18 protein-coding genes are annotated in these 21907 nt (G+C 39.2%); 15 read left to right on the top strand and 3 right to left on the bottom strand.

What is annotated here, in order from left to right; all coding sequences use genetic code 11:
* Position 1: 1 nt before the first annotated feature.
* On the bottom strand, positions 2-1957 hold the full coding sequence (locus DPV95_RS04255) for a Mu transposase C-terminal domain-containing protein (protein WP_111406699.1): 1956 nt from the start codon (positions 1955-1957) through the stop codon (positions 2-4).
* 15 nt (positions 1958-1972) lie between these two features.
* Positions 1973-2194 (bottom strand): helix-turn-helix domain-containing protein, encoded by a 222-nt coding sequence (locus DPV95_RS04260; protein WP_102703702.1) that lies wholly within the window; start codon positions 2192-2194, stop codon positions 1973-1975.
* A gap of 209 nt (positions 2195-2403) precedes the next feature.
* On the opposite strand from DPV95_RS04260, the gene DPV95_RS04265 reads away from it, so the two are divergent.
* The 3 genes from DPV95_RS04265 to DPV95_RS04275 all read left to right on the top strand — a co-directional run bounded on the left by DPV95_RS04265 (position 2404) and on the right by DPV95_RS04275 (position 6889).
* Complete coding sequence (locus tag DPV95_RS04265) at positions 2404-3123, top strand: helix-turn-helix domain-containing protein (RefSeq protein WP_111406700.1); 720 nt, start codon at positions 2404-2406, stop codon at positions 3121-3123.
* Between the two features lie 434 nt (positions 3124-3557).
* Entirely contained in the window at positions 3558-4760 is a 1203-nt protein-coding gene (locus tag DPV95_RS04270; RefSeq protein WP_207974261.1) for a DUF262 domain-containing protein, read from the top strand.
* Positions 4761-4837: 77 nt separating this feature from the next.
* Positions 4838-6889: an AAA family ATPase gene (locus DPV95_RS04275; RefSeq protein ID WP_049367817.1), complete on the top strand. Its 2052-nt coding sequence runs from the start codon at positions 4838-4840 to the stop codon at positions 6887-6889.
* A gap of 43 nt (positions 6890-6932) precedes the next feature.
* On the opposite strand, the gene DPV95_RS04280 is transcribed toward DPV95_RS04275, so the two are convergent.
* Positions 6933-7166 carry a zinc ribbon domain-containing protein gene (locus tag DPV95_RS04280; RefSeq protein WP_049367816.1) on the bottom strand — a complete coding sequence of 78 codons (234 nt, stop codon included), beginning with the start codon at positions 7164-7166 and terminating at the stop codon, positions 6933-6935.
* 202 nt (positions 7167-7368) lie between these two features.
* On the opposite strand from DPV95_RS04280, the gene DPV95_RS04285 reads away from it, so the two are divergent.
* The 12 genes from DPV95_RS04285 to murC all read left to right on the top strand — a co-directional run bounded on the left by DPV95_RS04285 (position 7369) and on the right by murC (position 21898).
* Entirely contained in the window at positions 7369-8943 is a 1575-nt protein-coding gene (locus tag DPV95_RS04285) for a carbon starvation CstA family protein (protein WP_049367815.1), read from the top strand.
* Positions 8944-9151: 208 nt separating this feature from the next.
* Complete coding sequence (gene mraZ / locus DPV95_RS04290) at positions 9152-9610, top strand: division/cell wall cluster transcriptional repressor MraZ (protein ID WP_005696540.1); 459 nt, start codon at positions 9152-9154, stop codon at positions 9608-9610.
* Positions 9611-9694: 84 nt separating this feature from the next.
* Positions 9695-10663, top strand: coding sequence for a 16S rRNA (cytosine(1402)-N(4))-methyltransferase RsmH (gene rsmH, locus DPV95_RS04295; protein WP_049367814.1), 969 nt, complete (start codon positions 9695-9697; stop codon positions 10661-10663).
* A 1-nt stretch (position 10664) separates the two neighbouring features.
* A complete protein-coding gene (gene ftsL / locus DPV95_RS04300; RefSeq protein ID WP_049367813.1) occupies positions 10665-10985 on the top strand; it encodes a cell division protein FtsL in 321 nt (106 codons plus the stop codon).
* Between the two features lie 14 nt (positions 10986-10999).
* The gene (locus DPV95_RS04305) at positions 11000-12820 is read left to right on the top strand and encodes a penicillin-binding transpeptidase domain-containing protein (protein WP_049367812.1); all 1821 of its coding nucleotides are present in this window, start codon (positions 11000-11002) and stop codon (positions 12818-12820) included.
* Positions 12821-12834: 14 nt separating this feature from the next.
* Positions 12835-14304, top strand: coding sequence for a UDP-N-acetylmuramoyl-L-alanyl-D-glutamate--2,6-diaminopimelate ligase (murE, locus tag DPV95_RS04310; RefSeq protein WP_049367811.1), 1470 nt, complete (start codon positions 12835-12837; stop codon positions 14302-14304).
* An 8-nt stretch (positions 14305-14312) separates the two neighbouring features.
* On the top strand, positions 14313-15683 hold the full coding sequence (murF, locus tag DPV95_RS04315; RefSeq protein ID WP_049367810.1) for a UDP-N-acetylmuramoyl-tripeptide--D-alanyl-D-alanine ligase: 1371 nt from the start codon (positions 14313-14315) through the stop codon (positions 15681-15683).
* Positions 15677-16759, top strand: a complete 1083-nt coding sequence (gene mraY, locus DPV95_RS04320; RefSeq protein ID WP_049367809.1) for a phospho-N-acetylmuramoyl-pentapeptide-transferase — start codon at positions 15677-15679, stop codon at positions 16757-16759. The genes murF and mraY overlap by 7 nt, the downstream gene beginning before the upstream one ends.
* A gap of 62 nt (positions 16760-16821) precedes the next feature.
* A complete protein-coding gene (murD, locus tag DPV95_RS04325) occupies positions 16822-18135 on the top strand; it encodes a UDP-N-acetylmuramoyl-L-alanine--D-glutamate ligase (protein ID WP_049367808.1) in 1314 nt (437 codons plus the stop codon).
* 15 nt (positions 18136-18150) lie between these two features.
* Positions 18151-19335, top strand: a complete 1185-nt coding sequence (ftsW, locus tag DPV95_RS04330; protein WP_049367807.1) for a putative lipid II flippase FtsW — start codon at positions 18151-18153, stop codon at positions 19333-19335.
* A gap of 8 nt (positions 19336-19343) precedes the next feature.
* Positions 19344-20396: an undecaprenyldiphospho-muramoylpentapeptide beta-N-acetylglucosaminyltransferase gene (gene murG, locus DPV95_RS04335; RefSeq protein ID WP_005696530.1), complete on the top strand. Its 1053-nt coding sequence runs from the start codon at positions 19344-19346 to the stop codon at positions 20394-20396.
* Between the two features lie 74 nt (positions 20397-20470).
* Positions 20471-21898: a UDP-N-acetylmuramate--L-alanine ligase gene (murC, locus tag DPV95_RS04340; RefSeq protein WP_049367805.1), complete on the top strand. Its 1428-nt coding sequence runs from the start codon at positions 20471-20473 to the stop codon at positions 21896-21898.
* Positions 21899-21907 lie beyond the last annotated feature (9 nt).

Consider the following 21907-nt stretch of genomic DNA (forward strand, 5'->3'; position numbering starts at 1 on the left):
TCTAACCTCCTGCCATCTTGCGTTGTTGGCGTCTCATTTCGCTTGGCAACAACGCAATTTCTTCGTCCTCGTCAAAGCGGTTAACTTGTTTTGCGCGTAAGCCGTGTAACAGTTCTGCGCCTTGGTTGTGAGCGATACTGATGACCGGATTCAATTCCGCATTAATTTCGTCAAGTTGTTCTTGTTTCAATTTCGCGCGGCGTTGGTGTCTTTCTTGGCGAGATTTCTCAACAAAACTCATCGGGAATGCGTCACGCTTGTTGCCGTCTAAAATCGCTTCACAAATAAACGCGCCTGATTCGTCGCGAATAATGACCGCACTTGGGTTATGTATATCAATTGCCACCTGTACGCTTTTTCCATCTACATCAAGCAGTTTTTGACTAAAATACTCATTGTTAAACACCGATACCCAACCGCGTTGTGCTTTGCGTAGCACACTTGGACGGAATAGGTCGCGCGCTTCAATCGGGGTAATCAACAACAACTCAGTGTCGGCTAATAACTCACGGCGTTTTTGTGCCGGTGTACAACCGATTTCACGGTGCACATGTTCGTTGTTGTACCAACGGATCCCTTCTTCCACCGCATCAATAAACTGTTTCCAGGTTGGCAATTTACCCACCGCCCAACGTTGTTTGTTGGTTAGTTCGGTGCGCCCTTGACGAATGGCTTTATCGAGCGAAATCACTGCCGTGGAGGTTTGTCGCACGGTGTCGCGGTCTGCACCGCGTCCGTGGTAAGTCTCAAACTGGCGTGCAATGCGAATCGCTAACGTTTGGTTCACCCGCTCAATAATCCCGCGCCCTTGTGGGTTGCCCGGAATCCCTGTTTGGTGATTAATGCCCAAGCGGGGCAAAATCCCTGTAATATCCGCATCTAGGGTCCAGTTTTTTTCACCGCCACCGTTATCCGAATAATAGATAGCCGGTATGCCGTGGTTCTCAATCCCGTTTCGGATAGCGTCCGCAACGGCTAACGCGTTTTCTGCTAGACTGACCGACCAACCAACGATAAAGCGGCTAGGTGCGTCCATGACTAACGTCAATTCAGGGATAAAAGGGCGACCATGATCAGGGTGTTGCACTTTCATCTTCATGGAGTGGCCATCACCCACCCATACATCATTCGCCTTTAACACCGACCAATCGCGCTTAACGTAAGTGTTTAAGGCGCGCAGGCTTGCACCTGTTTTACGACCGATTTCACGGATATGACGTGGCAGCTTGGATAATCCGCGGCGTACTCTGTCAAGGCTTGGCAAACGTGCCATCATTAACGGCTGGTCAGCATAGTGCGCCTGCCAATGCGCTTTAAAAATTGAGTAAGCCTCGGTGACGTTTACGCCGTTGGTGTTGCGATAAGCCACCAAAAAATCAGGTAACCACGCCAATTCTTCCAACTTTTGCGCCTGACGTTGACCCGGTGCTAACGCACGCAATCTTTCTTCCGTTGTTTTGCATTTGTGATAATCAATCACCCACTGATTCAGGGTTCTTGGTGATAACACACGGCCGCAGTTATTGCCGTTTTTGCTGTTAGCCTTAGAGATCAACGCCATCAAATCTTCCGAAATTTCACCGCACTTTGCTGCATTGCAGAGGTGGGTAATGGCTTTGATTCGGCTTTGCACCTGTTCCAACTCGCTCACATAAGCCACTAAAGCCATGCGTGCATCAGCGATTTCGCGCTGTTTGGTGGTGAGGTCGGCAAGGTTCAGATTTTTAACAGTTGGGAGTTGTTTGGGTTTTGAAACAGCACATACAAACTTCTTTTGCAGTTCAATTTGAACTGATTCAGGAAGTGATGAAAGTGCATATTCAACACCACCACCTTTAACTCCTTTTAATGGCTGAGATTGCCATTTTTCTTTTCTTGCTTGTCGATTTACATTACTAGGGTGTTTTGATAACCCACCAATACCGGCTAATTCTTTCGCACTAAACCATAGTTTCACGATAATTCTTCCTTATTAGTCTAAGTATCTGCTAGGCCATATATCCTTTGGTTCCTTACCTAGTGCATCAGCAATAATCTTTTCCCCTTTTGGATAGCGTTTATCAAACGCATTTCTCAGTGTTGTTTTTGCTAATCCATGCTGAATCCCTAATTGAGCTAATGAAATCCCTTTCTTAATCAATTCAGCTCTAATGTCAGCTCTGTGCATATCATTAGATCTTCCTTTTTCTTTCATTTTGTGCGATCCTTAAAAGTTAATTGTTCGACTACTTGATTAAGTACTTAATCACCTACGATTCAGAATATATATCAAATCATTTTCTTAATCAATAGGTGATTTAGTAAATTTTATAAAATCTTTTACTCACTGAATTTAAATCATTGATTTTATTTAACTTAATCAACTAAATCTTTTTAAATTATTTTGATTAAGAAAGGTGATTTATGAAATCATTAGATAAAGTTTGGTTTACAGCCAAAGAACTTGAGGCTTTAAAGCTAAATGGGTTGCCATCTCATGCAACAAACATCACAAGGAAAGCTAAAAATGAAAATTGGCTATCTAGAGAAGCTAAAGGTGTAAAAGGGGGTGGTTTTGAATATCATATATCTACATTGCCAAAAGAAGCGCAGATGTCTTTAGGGCTAAGAGATAGCATTCAATCCATAAAGAGTAATGCGCTCAAAGCTATGGAAGAACACGCTATAAAAGAGAATGGATTTGCTGATTTTAGACAGATTAATAGAGACTATTACGAACCTATTGATGATTTTAGAGGTGTCAGAGTCTCTGCAGGCTTAGGTTTAGAAAATGAAGAACAATATGATTCAGCTTACATAATGGTTGAAAGCTCTTGGTTTCAAAGAACAGGCAATAAATCAAAGCATTGTGCAATGTTTACCGTAAAAGGGGAAAGCATGGAACCAACATTGAAGGATGGCGAAGAAATAATTGTTGACCGCTCTAAACGCGAATTAACAGAAGGGAAAATATTTGTACTAAACCACAACGGATCAATGTTGGTAAAAAAAGTACAATTTACCTACGGTGGAGTAGAGCTAATTAGTGACAACCCTTCCTATCGACCATTAAAGCTAGATACAGAAGAAGCAAACAGCCTTGTCGTGATTGGGCAAGTCGTGCGTGGTTATCGGGACTTCTAATATGTCACCGACATCAATGTCGAAGACATACGATCACCCCTCCAACAATCGGCTATTGGTTGACAGTTCAAATAAAAAACGGGATGCCGGCACTTCGCCCACATCCCTTTTTTTTAAAACTATTTTAAAACCTTTTAAAAACCGTTCAAAAACCAACTATAACTATGCAAATAAAAACACAAATTCCGCCCATTTTTCACCAATCACCACCATTTTCATTATTTGCATAACTACTACCCCCTAAAAACAACAAAGCCCCATAAACAGGGGCTTCACCGCATTTTTTCGCGCCAAATTTTTTTGTTTCTTTCTATGCAAATATTGTCACTACCCCACATTATGATTTATTTTTTGATGCTAAAAATTCAAATGCAGATGAAACAGGTTTCTTATTTAGAAATAAGGATGCAGCCCCTGAATTACGTTATTTAAAGTTGACAGAGCTTTGTTCGATATCTTGTTCAGAAGAGTCAGAAGCAAAATATACCATCGAGGATCGGTTAGTCCCTTTATATGAGAATGATAAAGAAAAAAGATCTATTGTTCGTCAAAATCTTAATAGATTATGGGATATTTTTGTAAAAGATAATGAAAAACAAATTGCTTATTTCCCAATTAAAGCAAGTAGTCCTGATACAGCAAATGAAGTTTTTCGTCGATTAAATATTGGCGGAGTTTCGTTGACTTCAGTAGAATTGGTTTTAAGTAAAATAAAGGCAAAATATTATGATTTTGAAGAAAAATTATGGGAGCTTTCTAATAAAATTAAAAAATATGATATTGAATTTTCTTCAGAACAGTTATTGCAATTACTTTATCTTTTGATTAAGGGGACAATTCGCGTAGATGATCGCTACTTCAAGGGAACTGATGAGGAACTTGATCTATTTAATAGTAAATTAGAAGATGTAGAGATTCCTCTTCTTGATTTTTTTAATTATTTAAGAAGCGAGTTTAATATAAACCATAATTATATCATACCTAGATGGGCAGCTATATTGCCAATGATAATTTATTTAATTAGACGAAACGAGATTAATCATAATTATAAATGGAGTGATAATTATAATGATGAACATAAAAAGCAAATGAAGGCTGTTCATCAATACTTCTTATCTTCACAAATTTTGGATTGGAATACTCAGACAATGGTAAATGAATTTTCTCGTTTAGCAACAGAATCTGCAATAAATCAACGTGAATTTCCTCTGAGTGAAATCAAAGCGTTCGCAGTATCTAAAAATCGTGTAGGCGAACTAAATGAAAATAACTTTACTTGGCAGCCTTGGTTTGCTTTAAAAATGTTACAACCAGGAAGAGCATTTAATTTTACGGAAAACAAACCTCATATTGATCATATATTTCCAATGAATAGAGGTATTGATGATGAAATGTATCAAAATGAAGTTGATGTATTATGGAATTTCCAAATATTACCTGCGGGTGTAAATCTTTATAAATGGAATAAATCTCCGAAAGAATTTTTATTAGCTCATCCAGAACTTAAAGAGAAATTTGATTTTCTTCCTAATTTAGAAAATGAAGTATGGAATAATCACATAGACTTTATCCAGTATCGTAAGAACTTAATGATAAAGTATTTAAAAGAACGATATGATATTTCTTTAAATTCCTAACGACACAATCTGTCGCTCTACTTCTTAAACTATGCTCAAACCTATTAGGTTTGAGCATTTTTATTGGAGTGATGATTATGTCGAAATTCAAACTTAACCCACCATCAATTTCCCCTTATACCGAAAAATTAATGTTGCAACTTTTATTAGAGCATCGAGGATTTTCAGAGGTTTTTCATGAAGATGTTTGGCGATATGACAATATTGCAGCGGCTTTAGGTTTACCGAGTGAAATGGAGCGTTGTGATGATTTCCGTGTGAAAGTGAAAAAATTATTACAAGCACGAAATAAAACGTTGCCAAAATTGGCCGCACTTTGCGTAAACGAGAATTCAATTATTCAACAAAATATCGATAAATTGACTCAATTATTATCATTGAATACGGCTGAGCAGACAGTTTTTCGCTTAGCTATTCAGTTCCGTTTAGATGAAGCATTGAAAGAATTGAGTAGAGCATTACCAAAATCTAATTTGGCAGAGCTAGGTGAGGTATTATCAAATTTATTTGATTTGCCTAAATCTGACATTATTTCTGCCCTAAAAGATAAAGGAAAACTATTAGGCTATGGCTTGCTCACTCGAAATTATAATCCGGATCGAATCCATGAATATTTGGATTGGGGAAAAATGCTAGATTTTGATGAGTTTATTTCAGAACCATTAAATGAACAAACACTATTAAAATCGTGCACTCAGCCTGCGATTGAAACAAGTTTAAATTTAGATGACTTTGCTTATCTAGGAGAGATGAAAGCAATGATGCTGGATTATCTTCAGTCCTCATTTGTTACTCATAGAAAAGGCGTAAATATTTTAATTTATGGTGCGCCAGGTACAGGCAAAACGGAATTGGCCACTTTATTGGCTAAAGCATTGAGTGTTTCTGTACATAACATTACCTATATGGATGGAGATGGGGATGTGATTAGCGCTGAAGATCGTTTGAATAAATGTCGTTTCGCGCAAAAGGTGCTAGAAGGGCAATCTTCGTTATTGATTTTTGATGAAATAGAAGATGTTTTTTGTGGTAGTTTCTTTGAGCAATCAGTGGCACAGCAGAATAAAGCTTGGATGAATCAGTTATTGGAAAACAATAACGTGCCGATGATTTGGTTATCTAATTCTGTTTTTGGCATAGATCCTGCTTTTTTACGTCGCTTTGATTTTATTTTAGAAATGCCGGATTTACCGTTGAAAAATAAGTCAGCATTGATTACGCAATTGACTGAGGGAAAATTAAGTCAGGCTTATGTGCAACATTTTGCTAAAGTGCGGTCATTAACGCCGGCGATTTTAAGCCGCACAATTCGGGTGGCAAAGGAACTCAATACGTCAAATTTTGCTGAGACTTTACTCATGATGTTTAATCAAACATTAAAGTCGCAAAATAAACCGAAAATCGAACCGCTTGTTTTAGGCAAAGCCGACTATAACTTGGATTATGTGGCTTGTAATGACAATATTCATCGTATTAGTGAAGGGTTAAAACGCTCGAAAAAAGGGCGAATTTGTTGCTATGGACCACCTGGAACAGGAAAAACAGCTTGGGCAGCATGGCTTGCGGAACAGTTGGACATGCCGCTGTTGCTAAGACAAGGCTCAGATTTGCTTAATTGTTATGTAGGCGGGACAGAAAAAAATATTGCTCAAGCCTTTGAACAAGCGAAAGCCGATAATGCGTTATTGGTGCTAGACGAAGTGGATACGTTCCTATTTTCACGCGATGGTGCAGAACGTAGCTGGGAACGTTCACAAGTGAATGAAATGATGACACAAATTGAACGCTTTGAGGGTTTGATGGTGGTATCAACAAATTTAATTGAAGTGCTTGATCCTGCTGCTTTACGCCGTTTTGATTTAAAATTGAAGTTTGATTATTTAACGCTGCCACAACGTTTAGATTTTGCTAAACAACAAGCGGAAATATTAGGGTTGCCGTTGTTATCGGAAGAGGATTTTACACAAATTGAATCGCTTAATTTGCTGACTCCAGGCGATTTTGCTGCAGTGGCTCGTCGTCATCAATTTTCTCCTTTTCAAAAGGTGCAAGATTGGCTGAGCGCATTACAAGGTGAATGTGAAGTGAAACCAGCGTTTTCTGCAACGACAAGGAGGATTGGGTTCTAATTTAAGTGCGGTCAAAATTCTCATTGTTTTTTGACCGCACTTTTTATTCTCCAGTTAGCCAACTTGCCAATAAGATAACGATAGTAAAAATAGCCAACCAAATAAGGTGAATTTTGACACTTTTTCGATTAATTTCGGCGTTTTGTTGGCGTCGTTGTTCGAGTTTTTGTTTGTAAATTTCAAGATCTTCTTTTTTAAAAGAGAACCCACAATTTGGACAAAATTGAGCAGATTCGCTGATTTTTTTACGACATTCAGGGCAGCGGGTGAGAGCCATTGATGATCCTTTTTTAATTATTTTAATTTATATGCCTATTGTAAGTGAAAAAAACGGAATGATAAACGTGACATGGATCACAAAATTGAAACAATGTAAAAATTAAAATTTTGATTTTGATGATTTTCACTTAGAATACCGCCGACGAAGTCTAGTATATGACTAAATTTCGGTATTCATTTATTCCTGAGGAGTATTTTTTATGTTGTGGTTTTTCTTCTGCGTGGCGTTATTGCTTGCAGGTTATTTCTTTTATAGTCGTGTAATTGAGCGCATTTTTGTGATCAATCCAAATCGTAAAACGCCAGCTTATACCATGAATGATGGCGTTGACTATATGCCAATGTCTAAAACTAAGATTTGGTTAATTCAATTATTAAACATTGCTGGTACAGGTCCAATCTTTGGTCCGATTCTTGGTGCGTTATACGGACCAGTTGCAATGCTTTGGATTGTAGTGGGTTGTATCTTTGCTGGTGCGGTACACGATTATTTCTGCGGGATGTTAAGTGTGCGTAATGGCGGGGCATCTATGCCTAATCTTGCAGGTAAATACTTAGGTCGTCCAGTTAAAGCATTCATTAACGTATTAGCGGTAGTGCTTTTATTATTAGTGGGTGTGGTATTCGTGGCAAGTCCAGCGCAGTTAATGGGTACGATTACAATGGATGTATTCGGTGCCGCATCAGGTAGCATTTCTATTAGCAATGCAGAAGAAATCCATCAAGTAGCAGAAGCAGGTGGTATTACCGTTTGGGGTATGGATAAAGCGACAGTGATCAGTGTTTGGACGGGTATCATCTTCATTTACTATATTCTTGCAACATTACTTCCAGTTGATAAAATCATCGGTCGTATCTACCCATTCTTCGGTGCATTATTACTCTTTATGTCTGTAGGTATGGTATATGGTTTAGTAAGTGCAGATCTTAGCTCAGCAGATCCAATTTCTTTCTATCGTTCTGTGGACGGTATGTCTTTTGAGAAATTCTTCCAAAACTTTGAAACCCGTGCAGATTTACCATTATGGCCACTCTTGTTCTTAACTATCTCTTGTGGTGCATTATCTGGTTTCCACGCAACACAAAGTCCGTTAATGGCACGTTGTACTGAAAACGAAAAAGAAGGGCGTTTCATTTTCTACGGTGCGATGATCGGTGAAGGTGTGATTGCATTAGTATGGTGTGCAGTTGGTTTAAGTTTCTATGATTCTTTACCAGATTTGTTAGCTGCGATTAAAGCGGGTTCGCCTTCTAAAGTGGTTTATGATTCTTCAATCCACTTCTTAGGTCTTGTTGGTGGTATTTTTGCCGTGTTAGGTGTGGTTGTTCTTCCAATTACATCAGGCGATACAGCATTCCGTGCAGCACGCCTTGTTATTGCAGAATTTTTCCATTTAGAACAAAAAACCTTAGCTAAACGTTTAATTATTGCTGTGCCATTATTCGTGGTTGGTTATATCGTATCAAAAGTGGATTTCTCTATCTTATGGCGTTACTTCACTTGGGCGAACCAAACCACAGCGATGGTTATGTTATGGACTGCGGCTGCGTACTTATATCGCTATAATAAATTCCACTGGGTATGTACAATCCCTGCGGCATTTATCAGTACTGTATGTTTCACTTACCTTGCATACAACAAAATTGGTTTCGGTTTAGACTATCAATTATCTGTTTATATCGGCTTAGGCTTAACTGTTCTTTGCTTGGTATTATTCTTCACACAGCTTAAACCATTAGGTGATCGTGACGAAGAAGCGTATGTAAATAACTAATTAAATTGAGTTAAAAATTGAAAAACCGTTTGAGGGAAACCTTAAACGGTTTTTTTGTTTATTTTATTATCAAAATTTACCAATCTTTACGTTTTAATTACTTGCAAGTTAAGGCTACAATCGATAAACTTACGCAAAGTGGTGGAAAGTGGAATTTTGTGGAAAATTCTGCCAAATTTTCTAAAAATAAACGTTTAAAGGTAGAGAAATGTTTCGTGGTGCAGCAGCGGTAAATTTAGATGCGAAGGGTCGTGTAGCGATTCCTACGCGTTATCGTGCTGAAATCATGGAAAAGAACCAAGGCCAAATGGTTTGTACCGTTGATATTCGTCAGCCTTGTTTATTACTTTATCCTTTAGATGAATGGGAAAAAATCGAACAAAAACTACTTTCACTTTCCAACTTTGACCCAAATCAACGCCGCTTACAACGTGTAATGCTCGGTTATGCCACAGAATGTGAAATGGATGCGCAAGGTCGTATCTTATTAAGTGGTCCATTACGTCAACACGCAAAATTAGAAAAAGGCTTAATGTTGGTAGGGCAGTTGAATAAATTTGAAATTTGGAGCGATACTGAGTGGTACGCACAAATTGATGAAGATATCGAAATTGGCTCAAGTGCTGAATTCGGTGCTTCTGAAGAACTAAAAATGCTGTCATTATAGAACAGCAGCACTAGCAGGATAAGCGGTGCTTGCGCCGCTCTATCTTCTCTTTATCGATTTTGATTTAACGTTTACTTTTTACTTATGACTACGCAAAATTCCTTTTCTGCACCTGAACATATCACGGTTTTGCTTCACGAAGCGGTGAATGGTTTGGCGTTGAAAGAAAACGGAATTTATATCGATGGTACCTTTGGTCGTGGTGGTCATTCTCGTCTTATTCTTTCCCAACTTTCTGAACATGGTCGTTTAATTGCTATCGATCGCGATCCTCGTGCGATTGCTGAAGCTGAAAAAATTCAAGACCCTCGTTTTCATATTGAACATAATAGCTTTTCACACATTCCAGATATCTGTCAAAAACTCGATTTAGTTGGTAAAATTGACGGCATTTTGCTGGATTTAGGCGTATCATCTCCACAGCTTGATGAAGCAGAGCGTGGTTTCAGTTTTATGAAAGATGGCCCGTTAGATATGCGCATGGATACCACACAAGGTTTATCAGCGGCAGAGTGGCTAAAACAAGTATCTGTTGATGATTTAACTTGGGTGTTAAAAACCTTCGGTGAAGAGCGTTTTGCAAAACGAATTGCTACAGCCATCGTAGAATTTAATAAAAGTGCGGTCAAAAATGGTTCTGAATGTTTAAGTCGTACTTCTCAGCTCGCTGAATTAATTGCTCAAGCCGTACCGTTTAAAGATAAACATAAGCATCCCGCGACGCGTAGTTTCCAAGCCATTCGAATTTATATTAATGCGGAATTAGATGAATTAGAAAGTGTATTAAATTCTGCATTAGATATGTTGGCACCAGAAGGGCGTTTATCGATTATCAGTTTCCATTCACTTGAGGACAGAATGGTAAAACATTTCATGCGTAAACAGAGTAAAGGTGAGAATATCCCGAGAGGTTTACCATTACGAGAAGATCAAATCCAACGTAATCAAAAATTAAAAATCATTGGTAAGGCGATTCAGCCAAGTAAGGCAGAAATTTCAGCGAATCCACGTTCAAGAAGTGCGGTGTTACGTATAGCGGAAAGGGTGAAATAAGATGTTAGAAAATAGCGAACGTTATCCTTTACAGCATATTCTCGTTGAAGATATTTTTTCTTCTAATAAATTAATTGTCGTCCTACTTTTATTAATTTTGGCTTCTGCAATGGGCACGATTTGGATGACCCATCAAACACGCGGCTTGATTTCTGAAAACGGGCAGTTAGTATTAGAACATCAAGCCCTTGAAAACGAATATCGCAATTTGCAATTACAAGAAGCAACCGAAAGTGATAATACAAGAGTTGAATCCATTGCAATTGGTACATTAAAAATGCAACGAGTTCAAAGTGAACAAGAAGTGGTTATTTTTGAATAGGGATTTTAAATAAAATGGTTAGATTTAATTCCTCTAAGAAAGCAGGAAAGCCAAAGAAAACAATTAGAAAATTGGCTCAACCTGCGTCAGTAAAACCAAACAAACCGAAGATGGTATTTGAGAAATGCTTCCTTCGGGGGCGTTATCTCATCGCAACAAGTTTTATTTTCTTAGGTTTAGGCGCATTAGTGGCTCGTGCCGCTTATGTGCAATCAGTTAATTCTGAAATCCTTTCTGGTGAAGCGGACAAACGCTCATTACGTAAAGATGACGTCCTTTCTGTTCGTGGCTCAATTTTAGATCGTAATGGTCAATTGTTATCGGTGAGTGTGCCGATGAGTGCGATCGTGGCAGAACCGCGTTTAATGCTAAAAGAAAATGCATTAGATGATAAAGAACGTATCAAAGCCCTTGCTAACGAATTAAATATGACTCCAGCAGAGTTAGTGAAGAAAATTGAGAAAAATGCAAAATCAGGTTTCTTGTATTTAGCGCGCCAAGTAGAAGCGAGCAAAGCGAATTATATTCGTGACCTCAAAATTAAAGGTATATCATTAGAGACTGAGCCACGTCGTTTTTATCCTCGTGTAGAAGAAGCGGCTCAATTAATCGGCTTTACCAATATTGATGGTAAAGGAATTGAAGGCGTTGAGGCGAGCTTTAACTCAATGTTAGTAGGGAAAGATGGTGCTCGCGTTGTTCGTAAAGATAAACGTGGTAATGTGGTTGAGCATATTGCGGATGAGAAAAAATACGATGCACAAGATGTCACCCTAAGTATTGATGAAAAGTTACAATCTATGGTGTATCGTGAAATCAAAAAAGCGGTAACTGAGAACAACGCAGAATCAGGCACTGCCGTATTGGTGGATGTACGTACGGGTGAAGTATTAGCCATGGCAACTGCACCTTCTTATAATCCAAATAATTTAGCTAATGTAAAAGACGAGTTAAAACGTAACCGTGCCATTACTGATACATTTGAACCCGGTTCAACCGTAAAACCTTTCGTTGTGTTGACCGCACTTCAACGTGGCGCAGTGAGACGTGATGAGGTAATTAATACAGGTTCATTTACCGTAAGTGGTAAAGAAATTGTCGACGTAGCACCTCGTCCACAACAAACTTTAGATGAAATTTTGATTAACTCTAGTAACCGTGGTGTGAGTCGTCTTGCATTACGTATGCCTCCTTCAGCATTAATGGAAACGTACCAAAATGCAGGCTTGGGTAAAGATACAGAGTTAGGCTTAATCGGTGAGCAACGTGGCGTATTGAATGCAAACCGTAAACGTTGGGCGGATATTGAGCGAGCTACAGTTGCCTATGGTTATGGGATTACTTCAACACCATTACAAATTGCGCGCGCCTATGCCACTTTAGGTAGCTTCGGAATTTATCGTCCGCTTTCTATCACGAAAGTCGATCCTCCAGTCATTGGGCAACGTGTATTCTCTGAAAAAATTACGAAAGATATAGTGGGCATGTTAGAGAAAGTGGCAATTAAAAATAAACGCGCGATGGTTGAAGGTTATCGTGTTGGTGTGAAAACAGGTACTGCACGTAAAATTGAAAATGGCCACTATGTCAATAAATATGTGGCATTTACAGCGGGTATCGCACCAATTAGCGATCCACGTTATGCATTAGTTATTTTGATTAACGATCCGAAAGCAGGGCAGTACTATGGTGGTGCGGTATCTGCCCCGGTATTCTCTAGCATTATGGGCTATACCTTGCGTGCTAACGGTATTGCACCAGATGCAGAACCAACAGAAAAAACAGCAAGACGCACTGTTCGCTTAAGCGATCAAAAATTTGAAAAAATGAATTAAGAAAAGGCAAAACAATGAAAAAATTGACCGCACTTTTTGATCTTCCGGTGCTTTCAGACATTAATGTGAAGGCGATGGTGTTAGATAGCCGCAAAGTGACCCAAGGTGATTTGTTTGTGGCAGTAAAGGGACATCGTTTTGATGCGAGTCAATTTGTGCCTCAAGCTATTTCTTCTGGTGCAAGTGCGGTTATTTTAGAAACAGATTTAGAAAACGAGAATTTGAGCATCCAATGGCAAAATAATGTGCCTGTGATTCATTATTATCATTTATCTGCAAATCTTTCGGCATTGGCAGGTCAATTTTATGAAAATCCTTCAGAAAAATTGACTTTAGTCGGAGTCACGGGAACAAACGGTAAAACTACAGTTTCTCAATTGTTAGCCCAATGGGCTACGCTATTAGGACATAAAGCGGCTGTCATGGGTACGATTGGCAATGGTTTATTGGACCAAGTCAAAGAAGCCAAAAATACCACAGGTTCAGCCGTTGAAGTTCAAGCAAACCTCGCTGATTTTGTAGAGAAAGGTGCAGATTTTGCATCTATCGAAGTGTCTTCACATGGTTTAGCTCAATATCGTGTTGAAGCACTCAAATTTAAAGCCGCTGTTTTTACCAATTTAAGTCGTGATCATTTGGATTATCACGAAACAATGGAAAAGTATGCGGAAGCTAAAAAACGTTTTTTCGTTGATTTAGTATCTGAATTACAAATTCTTAATGCTGACGATCCAATTGGGGCCGCATGGTTAAATGAATTACCAAATGGTATCGCAGTCAGCTGCCACCCAGATTTCCATCCAATATCTAAACAATGGCTTTATGCTACGCAAATTCGTTTTACTCATGAAGGTGCTGTGATTGATGTTGTATCAAGTTGGGGGAGTGGCACATTACATAGCCCATTAATTGGTGCTTTTAACGTGAGTAATCTGTTGTTAGCCACGGCTGTTTTATTGGCTTTAGGTTATTCTTTCGATGATCTTATCCGTACTGTTTCACAGCTAAAAGGAGTAAATGGAAGAATGGAATTAATTAAAAAAGCAGGAAAACCAACCGTTATCGTTGACTATGCACATACTCCAGATGCATTAGAAAAAGCATTGAATTCTGCCCGTCAACATTGCAAAGGTAAACTTTGGTGTATCTTTGGTTGTGGCGGTGATCGTGATGCGGGTAAACGTCCACTGATGGCAAAAGCTGCAGAGCAATTTGCTGATTTAGTGATCGTAACTCAAGATAATCCGCGTACAGAAGATCCAAATAAAATCGAATCGGATATTCTCACTGGTTTTAGCCGAATGGAAGATGTTGGTGTAATTCCGGATCGTGAAGAAGCCATTAGATTTACCATTGAGAATGCAATTGAAGATGATGTGATCGTGATTGCAGGAAAAGGCCATGAAAACTATCAGATTATTGGGGATAAGACACTTCATTTCTCCGATCAAGAAGTGGCTGAAGCCTATTTAACGAAAAAATAAAAAACAGAATGATTAAACTAACAACTCAGCAGCTTGCCCAAATTTTCAATGCTAGTCTTATTGGAGATGGGCAAGTTGTTGTTGAAAATATTAATACTGATACACGTAAAGCTTTATCCAACTCGCTTTTTTTTGCGTTAAAAGGTGAGCATTTTGATGCACATCAATATTTAGACCAAGCCGTTGAGCAAGGTGCGACAGCCTTGGTTGTACAACACCCCAATACCGAAATTGCAATACCACAATTAGTTGTTGCAGATACGCGCTTAGCCCTTGGTCAATTAGCAAAATGGTTGCGTGAAAAAATTAATCCTCGAACCGTGGCGATGACAGGTTCATCGGGTAAAACGACGGTGAAAGAGATGACAGCATCCATTCTGCAACAAACATCTGGCAATCCAGAAGCCGTCTTATTCACTAATGGTAATTTCAACAACGACATTGGCGTACCATTAACGTTATTACGCTTAACTGAGCAGCATAAATTTGCTGTTATTGAGTTAGGTGCTAATCATCTAGGTGAAATTGATTACACAACGTATCTTGCACAGCCTGAAGCCGCATTAGTGAATAACGTGGCAGCAGCACATTTAGAAGGTTTTGGCTCAATTGAAGGCGTAGCACGTGCGAAAGGTGAAATCTATCGTGGTTTAACCCCAAATGGTGTAGCCATTATTAACAGCGAACATAATTATATTGAATTGTGGCAAAAAGAAATTGGCTCTCATTCCATTCAATATTTTAATGGTGGCGATTACAAAGCTGAAAATGTAAAACATTCATCAAATGGCTCGACGTTTTCGCTAGTTTCACCAAAAGGTAGCATTGACATTAATTTACCTTATTTAGGTGAACATAATGTAAAAAATGCCTTGGCAGCGACCGCACTTGCTATGAATGTGGGCGCGAGTCTTGCTGATGTAAAAGCAGGTCTTGAACATCGTTCCCAAGTAAAAGGAAGATTATTCCCGATTCAAGTGAATGAAAATTTGCTGTTATTAGATGATACCTACAATGCGAATGTTGATTCTTTACAAGCTGCTATTGATGTTTTAAAAGGTTACGATGCTTTCCGTATTCTACTTGTGGGCGATATGAAAGAATTAGGCGAGGATAGTCTAAAATGTCATCAACAAGTGGGCGAGCACGCAAAACAAGCTAAATTAGATTTAGTGCTTTCTTACGGAACGGAAAGTGCGGTCATTTCTGAGGCTGTTTTGGGAAAACATTTTAAAGATAAAGCTGAATTGACAGCTTATGCGTTAGATATTATTAAACAGAAATTACAAGAAAACCAAAAAGTCGTCGTATTAGCGAAAGGCTCGCGCTCAATGAAAATGGAAGAGACGATTTATTCATTAAAGGATAGCTTATGTTAGTTTGGCTTGCTGAATATTTAGTTCGCTATGAAACGGCATTTAATGCCATTTCCTATATTACTGTACGTGCGATTTTGGCATTGTTAACCGCACTTTTCATTTCTTTATGGATTGGTCCGAAAGTGATCAAGCGCCTTCAAATTTTAAAATTTGGCCAAGAAGTGCGTAATGACGGTCCTGAAAGTCACTTTGCGAAAAAAGGTACGCCAACCATGGGCGGAGTGATGATTTTATTCTCCATCGGTGTGAGTACGTTATTATGGGCTAACTTAACTAATCCTTATGTCTGGATTTGCTTATTTGTATTGTTTGGCTATGGTGCAATTGGCTTTGTGGATGATTTCCGTAAAATCACTCGTAAAAATACCGATGGTTTAATTGCGCGTTGGAAATATTTCTGGATGTCTGCTGTGGCATTAGTAGCAATCATTTGGTTGTATTGGTTAGGTCATGATACAGATGCAACTCGTTTAGTGATTCCATTCTTCAAAGATATCATGCCGCAATTAGGTCTATTCTATATTGTGTTGTCTTACTTTGTGATTGTCGGTACAGGTAATGCGGTAAACTTAACTGACGGTTTAGATGGGCTTGCTATCATGCCAACAGCGTTAGTCGCAGGTGCATTTGCTTTGATTGCATGGGCGACTGGTAACGTTAATTTTGCAGAATACTTACATATTCCTTACATCAAATATAGTTCTGAAGTGGTGGTGTTTTGTACTGCAATCGTAGGCGCAGGCTTAGGTTTCTTATGGTTTAATACTTATCCAGCTCAAGTCTTTATGGGCGATGTCGGCTCTCTAGCACTTGGTGGTGCACTCGGTGTCGTTGCTATCCTGGTTCGCCAAGAATTCTTATTAGTGATTATGGGTGGCGTATTTGTTGTTGAAGCCTTATCTGTGATTTTGCAAGTGGGGTCTTACAAATTAAGAAAACAACGTATTTTCAGGATGGCACCAATTCATCATCACTTTGAATTAAAAGGTTGGCCAGAACCTCGAGTGATTATTCGGTTTTGGATTATTTCCTTGATGTTAGTGTTGATGGGGCTTGTAACGCTCAAACTAAGATAATTTTTGTAGGGTGCACTTGTGGCACCCTGCGTGATCCCAGAATATGAGAGAAGAAAAACAACATGACAACTCTATACCAAAATAAAACTATCACCATTATAGGCCTTGGAAAAACAGGCCTTTCTTGCGTTGAATATCTTCAATCTCAACAAGCTAACATTCGTGTAATTGATACTCGCCAACATCCAGCTGGTGCGGAGCAATTACCTAAAAATGTTCCTTTACACACGGGTAGTCTAAATCAACAATGGTTACTTGAGAGCGATATTATTGTCATTAGCCCAGGACTCGCGGTAAAAACGCCTGAAATTCAGACCGCACTTTCAGCTGGTGTGGAAGTGATTGGGGATATCGAATTATTCTGCCGAGCTGCCACCAAGCCAATTGTTGGGATTACCGGTTCTAACGGTAAAAGTACTGTGACAACATTAGTTTATGAAATGGCAAAATCAGCGGGAATAAAAGTGGGAATGGGTGGAAACATTGGCATTCCTGCGTTGTCATTATTAAATGAAGACTGTGATCTTTATGTATTAGAGCTTTCTAGTTTCCAACTTGAAACCACTTACAGTTTGAAAGCGACAGCTGCGACTGTGCTTAATGTGACAGAAGATCACATGGATCGCTATGTGGATTTAGAAGATTATCGCCAAGCCAAATTACGTATTTATCACAATGCTGAAACAGCAGTAGTGAATTTAGAAGATAAACTCACTTTTGGCGAAGGAGAAAACCAAGCTAAAAAGGTAGTGTCTTTTGCTGAAAATCAAGCGGATTACTGGTTGAAAACCAAAAACGGTAAACAGTACTTAATGGCGAAAGAGGAAGTAATTTTACCTTGTGATAAAGCAACCTTAGTTGGTCGTCATAATTACATGAATATTTTAGCGGCGACAGCATTAGCGCAAGCAGTAGGCATAAATTTAGAGGCAATTCGTACCACACTTCGTCAATTTAAAGGGCTAGATCATCGTTTCCAATTAGCCTATCAGGCGAATGGCGTTCGTTGGATTAATGATTCCAAAGCCACTAATGTAGGTAGCACCGTTGCAGCATTAGCGGATTTATATGTTGAGGGAACGTTACACCTTTTATTAGGTGGCGATGGTAAAGGTGCAGATTTTTCTGAACTAGCTGATTTAATCAACCAACCTCATATTTCAACGTATTGTTTTGGTCGAGATGGAAAACAACTTGCGGCACTTTCAAGCCAAAGTCATTTATTTGAAACCATGGAACAAGCGATTTCATTTTTACGTCCACGTTTAAAATCAGGCGATATGGTGTTATTATCTCCCGCTTGTGCAAGTTTGGATCAGTTTGCCTCTTTTGAAAAACGTGGCGAAGAGTTTACTCGTTTAGCAAAATTAGCTTAGAAAATTAGGGTAGTAATGGAGTTTATCAATAAAATTAAGCAGAATTATGAACAATGGACGAGGGTAACACCACAAGGATTGCTCTATGATCGTGCATTGTTTTGGCTTTTTATCGTGCTATTGCTGATTGGTTTAGTGGCGGTAACTTCTGCTTCGATGCCTTACAGTGCACGCGTATTTAATGATACATTCTATTTTGCAAAACGTGATGCCGTTTATGTTTTGCTTTCTTTTGCAACCTGCTATTTGACTCTCCAAATTTCTTCTTCTCAATGGGAAAAGTGGCACGCCAAAATTTTCTTATTAGCCATTGTTTTATTAATACTGGTTCTCGGTATTGGGACTTCTGTTAATGGTGCTAAACGTTGGATTTCTTTAGGTATTTTAAATTTCCAGCCAGCGGAATTTGCTAAGTTAGCCTTAACCTGTTTCCTCGCAAGTTATTTTACGCGTCGTTATGATGAAGTTCGAGGTAAAAAATTCAGTGCAGCTAAGCCTTTTATTGTGATGGGCGTATTAGGTGTATTTTTACTAGCCCAACCTGACTTAGGGAGTACAGTAGTACTATTTGTGATTACTTTTGGCATGCTTTTTATTGTCGGTGCAAATTTTTGGCAATTTATTTTGCTAATTGGTACAGGCATACTTCTCTTTGTTTGGTTGGTTCTTTCGGCCTCTTATCGTTTAAAACGTTTTACGGGTTTCTTAGAGCCGTTTAAAGATCCTTATGGAACAGGATTCCAGTTAACTAATTCTTTGATGGCCTTTGGTCGTGGTGAAATTAGTGGGGAAGGACTCGGTAACTCCATTCAAAAACTTGATTATCTTCCTGAAGCACATACTGACTTTATCATGGCGATTATTGGCGAAGAATTCGGTTTTATTGGTATTTTGGTTGTTGTGATCCTCTTGGGTTTATTGATTTTTCGCGCAATGAAAATCGGACGTGAATCTCTCATGTTAGAGCAACGTTTCCGTGGTTTTTTTGCTTTAGGTATTAGCTTCTGGATTTTCTTCCAAGGTTTCGTCAATCTTGGTATGGCTTTAGGGATGCTACCAACAAAAGGTTTAACTTTCCCGTTAGTGAGTTACGGTGGTTCAAGTATCATTATTATGTCGGCGACTGTGGGAATTTTATTGCGTATTGACCATGAAAATAGATTACAACGTGGTGGTCAAGCGCGTTTGAGGGATGATTAGGAATATTTATGAGTAAAAAATTATTAGTTATGGCGGGTGGTACTGGTGGACATGTTTTCCCCGCCATCGCTGTTGCTCAAACCTTACAAAAAGAAGGTTGGGAAATTTGCTGGTTAGGCACCAAAGATCGAATGGAAGCACAGCTTGTACCAAAACATGGTATTCCAATTCGTTTTATTCAAATTTCAGGGTTACGTGGTAAAGGCATTAAAGCATTACTTGGTGCCCCTTTTGCTATTTTAAGAGCGGTATTGCAAGCTCGTAAAATTATCAAAGAATATCAACCTAATGCGGTATTAGGTATGGGTGGTTATGTATCTGGCCCAGGTGGCATCGCTGCAAAACTTTGTGGCGTGCCGGTTATTTTACATGAACAGAATGCCGTAGCGGGCTTAACCAATGAATGGTTAGCAAAAATTGCGACACGTGTATTACAAGCTTTTCCAACTGCATTCAAAGATGCCGAAGTGGTAGGAAACCCAGTTCGCCAAGATTTATTTGAAATGCCATCACCACAAGCGCGTTTTTCAGAAAGAAGTGGAAAATTGAGAGTACTTGTCGTGGGTGGAAGCCAAGGGGCTCGCGTACTCAATCAAACGATTCCACAAGTGGTTGCTCGTTTGGCGGATAAATTAGACGTGCGTCATCAAGTGGGTAAAGGTTCTGTTGAAAGTGTGACCGAACTTTATGGTGAACATGCAGATTCGGTCAAAATTACAGAATTTATTGATGATATGGCGGAAGCCTACGCTTGGGCCGATGTGGTGATTTGTCGTTCTGGTGCTTTAACAGTGTGTGAATTAGCAGCAGTAGGGACACCAGCAATTTTCGTGCCATTCCAACATAAAGATCAACAGCAATATTTAAATGCGAAATATCTTGCCGATGTAGGCGCAGCAAAAATCGTTCAGCAAAATGAATTAAATGCGGATGTGTTGGTCGATTTCTTAGAAAAAATAGATCGTGAAACCTTGCTAGCGATGGCGATTAAGGCAAAAGAAATGTCAGCACCATTAGCGGCTAAACGTGTAGCTGATGTCATTGTAGAGAATGCGAAATAAGAACAGAGAAGTTGAGGGATAGTAAATAAAAACCCTTAACCTAAAAGTGCGGTTAAAAATAAAGGTGAAATAATATGAAACATATTTCGGACGAGATTAGAAAAATTATTCCTGAGATGCGTCGGGTTCAACAAATTCATTTCATTGGTATCGGCGGCGCCGGTATGAGTGGGATTGCCGAAATTTTATTAAATGAAGGTTATGATATCTCTGGTTCTGATATTGCAGATGGTGTCGTGACTCAGCGTCTTGCTCAAGCTGGCGCAAAAATTTTCATTGGTCACCAAGCGGAAAATGTGCAAGGGGCGAGTGTGGTTGTGGTATCAAGCGCGATCCATGAAGATAACCCAGAATTAATCGCCGCTAAGCAAAATCGTATTCCCGTGATTCAGCGAGCACAAATGTTAGCTGAAATTATGCGTTTCCGTCATGGTATTGCGGTGGCTGGTACCCATGGTAAAACCACAACCACTGCCATGATTTCGATGATTTATACTCAAGCGAAACTGGATCCAACTTTCGTTAATGGTGGTTTAGTTAAATCAGCCGGTAAAAATGCGCATTTAGGTGCAAGTCGTTATTTAATCGCTGAAGCAGATGAAAGCGATGCCTCTTTCTTACACTTACAGCCAATGGTTTCTGTTGTGACGAATATTGAGCCGGATCATATGGATACCTATGAAGGTGACTTTGAGAAAATGAAATCCACCTATGTGAAATTTTTACATAACTTGCCGTTTTATGGCTTAGCGGTTATGTGTGCTGATGATGCTGTGTTAATGGAACTTGTTCCTCAAGTTGGACGTCAAGTATTAACCTATGGTTTCAGTGAACATGCTGATTATCGTATAGAAGATTATGAACAAACCGGTTTCCAAGGTCATTACACTGTAGTTTGTCCAAGTGGTGAACGCATTAATGTATTATTGAATGTACCGGGTAAACACAATGCGCTAAATGCAACCGCGGCACTAGCAGTCGCAAAAGAAGAAGGCATTGGCAATGAAGCAATTTTAGAAGCGCTTGCTGATTTCCAAGGGGCAGGCAGACGTTTCGACCAATTAGGCGAGTTTATTCGTCCAAATGGTAAAGTACGCTTAGTGGATGATTATGGTCATCACCCAACAGAAGTTGGCGTGACCATCAAAGCAGCACGTGAAGGCTGGGGAGATAAACGTATTGTGATGATTTTCCAACCTCACCGTTATTCACGTACTCGTGATTTATTTGATAATTTCGTGCAAGTATTATCCCAAGTGGATGCATTGATTATGTTAGATGTTTATGCGGCAGGAGAAACGCCAATCGTTGGTGCAGATAGTAAAGCACTTTGTCGTTCTATTCGTAATCTAGGAAAAGTTGATCCAATTTTAGTTTCAGATACGGAACAACTCGGTGATGTGTTAGATCAAATTATTCAAGATGGCGATTTAATTCTTGCCCAAGGTGCGGGAAGTGTAAGCAAAATTTCTCGTGGTTTAGCAGAACGTTGGAAAGCATAAATACATCGA

This window comes from Haemophilus parainfluenzae (assembly GCF_003252755.1).
Lineage (GTDB): Bacteria > Pseudomonadota > Gammaproteobacteria > Enterobacterales > Pasteurellaceae > Haemophilus_D > Haemophilus_D parainfluenzae_N.

Bases quoted from the DNA above. Each gene is read 5' to 3' on its own strand.
- DPV95_RS04260 (WP_102703702.1), bottom strand. From the start codon at position 2,194: ATGAAAGAAAAAGGAAGATCTAATGATATGCACAGAGCTGACATTAGA.
- DPV95_RS04265 (WP_111406700.1), top strand. From the start codon at position 2,404: ATGAAATCATTAGATAAAGTTTGGTTTACAGCCAAAGAACTTGAGGCT.
- DPV95_RS04275 (WP_049367817.1), top strand. From the start codon at position 4,838: ATGTCGAAATTCAAACTTAACCCACCATCAATTTCCCCTTATACCGAA.
- DPV95_RS04280 (WP_049367816.1), bottom strand. From the start codon at position 7,166: ATGGCTCTCACCCGCTGCCCTGAATGTCGTAAAAAAATCAGCGAATCT.
- DPV95_RS04285 (WP_049367815.1), top strand. From the start codon at position 7,369: ATGTTGTGGTTTTTCTTCTGCGTGGCGTTATTGCTTGCAGGTTATTTC.
- mraZ (WP_005696540.1), top strand. From the start codon at position 9,152: ATGTTTCGTGGTGCAGCAGCGGTAAATTTAGATGCGAAGGGTCGTGTA.
- rsmH (WP_049367814.1), top strand. From the start codon at position 9,695: ATGACTACGCAAAATTCCTTTTCTGCACCTGAACATATCACGGTTTTG.
- ftsL (WP_049367813.1), top strand. From the start codon at position 10,665: ATGTTAGAAAATAGCGAACGTTATCCTTTACAGCATATTCTCGTTGAA.
- DPV95_RS04305 (WP_049367812.1), top strand. From the start codon at position 11,000: ATGGTTAGATTTAATTCCTCTAAGAAAGCAGGAAAGCCAAAGAAAACA.
- murE (WP_049367811.1), top strand. From the start codon at position 12,835: ATGAAAAAATTGACCGCACTTTTTGATCTTCCGGTGCTTTCAGACATT.
- murF (WP_049367810.1), top strand. From the start codon at position 14,313: ATGATTAAACTAACAACTCAGCAGCTTGCCCAAATTTTCAATGCTAGT.
- mraY (WP_049367809.1), top strand. From the start codon at position 15,677: ATGTTAGTTTGGCTTGCTGAATATTTAGTTCGCTATGAAACGGCATTT.
- murD (WP_049367808.1), top strand. From the start codon at position 16,822: ATGACAACTCTATACCAAAATAAAACTATCACCATTATAGGCCTTGGA.
- ftsW (WP_049367807.1), top strand. From the start codon at position 18,151: ATGGAGTTTATCAATAAAATTAAGCAGAATTATGAACAATGGACGAGG.
- murG (WP_005696530.1), top strand. From the start codon at position 19,344: ATGAGTAAAAAATTATTAGTTATGGCGGGTGGTACTGGTGGACATGTT.
- murC (WP_049367805.1), top strand. From the start codon at position 20,471: ATGAAACATATTTCGGACGAGATTAGAAAAATTATTCCTGAGATGCGT.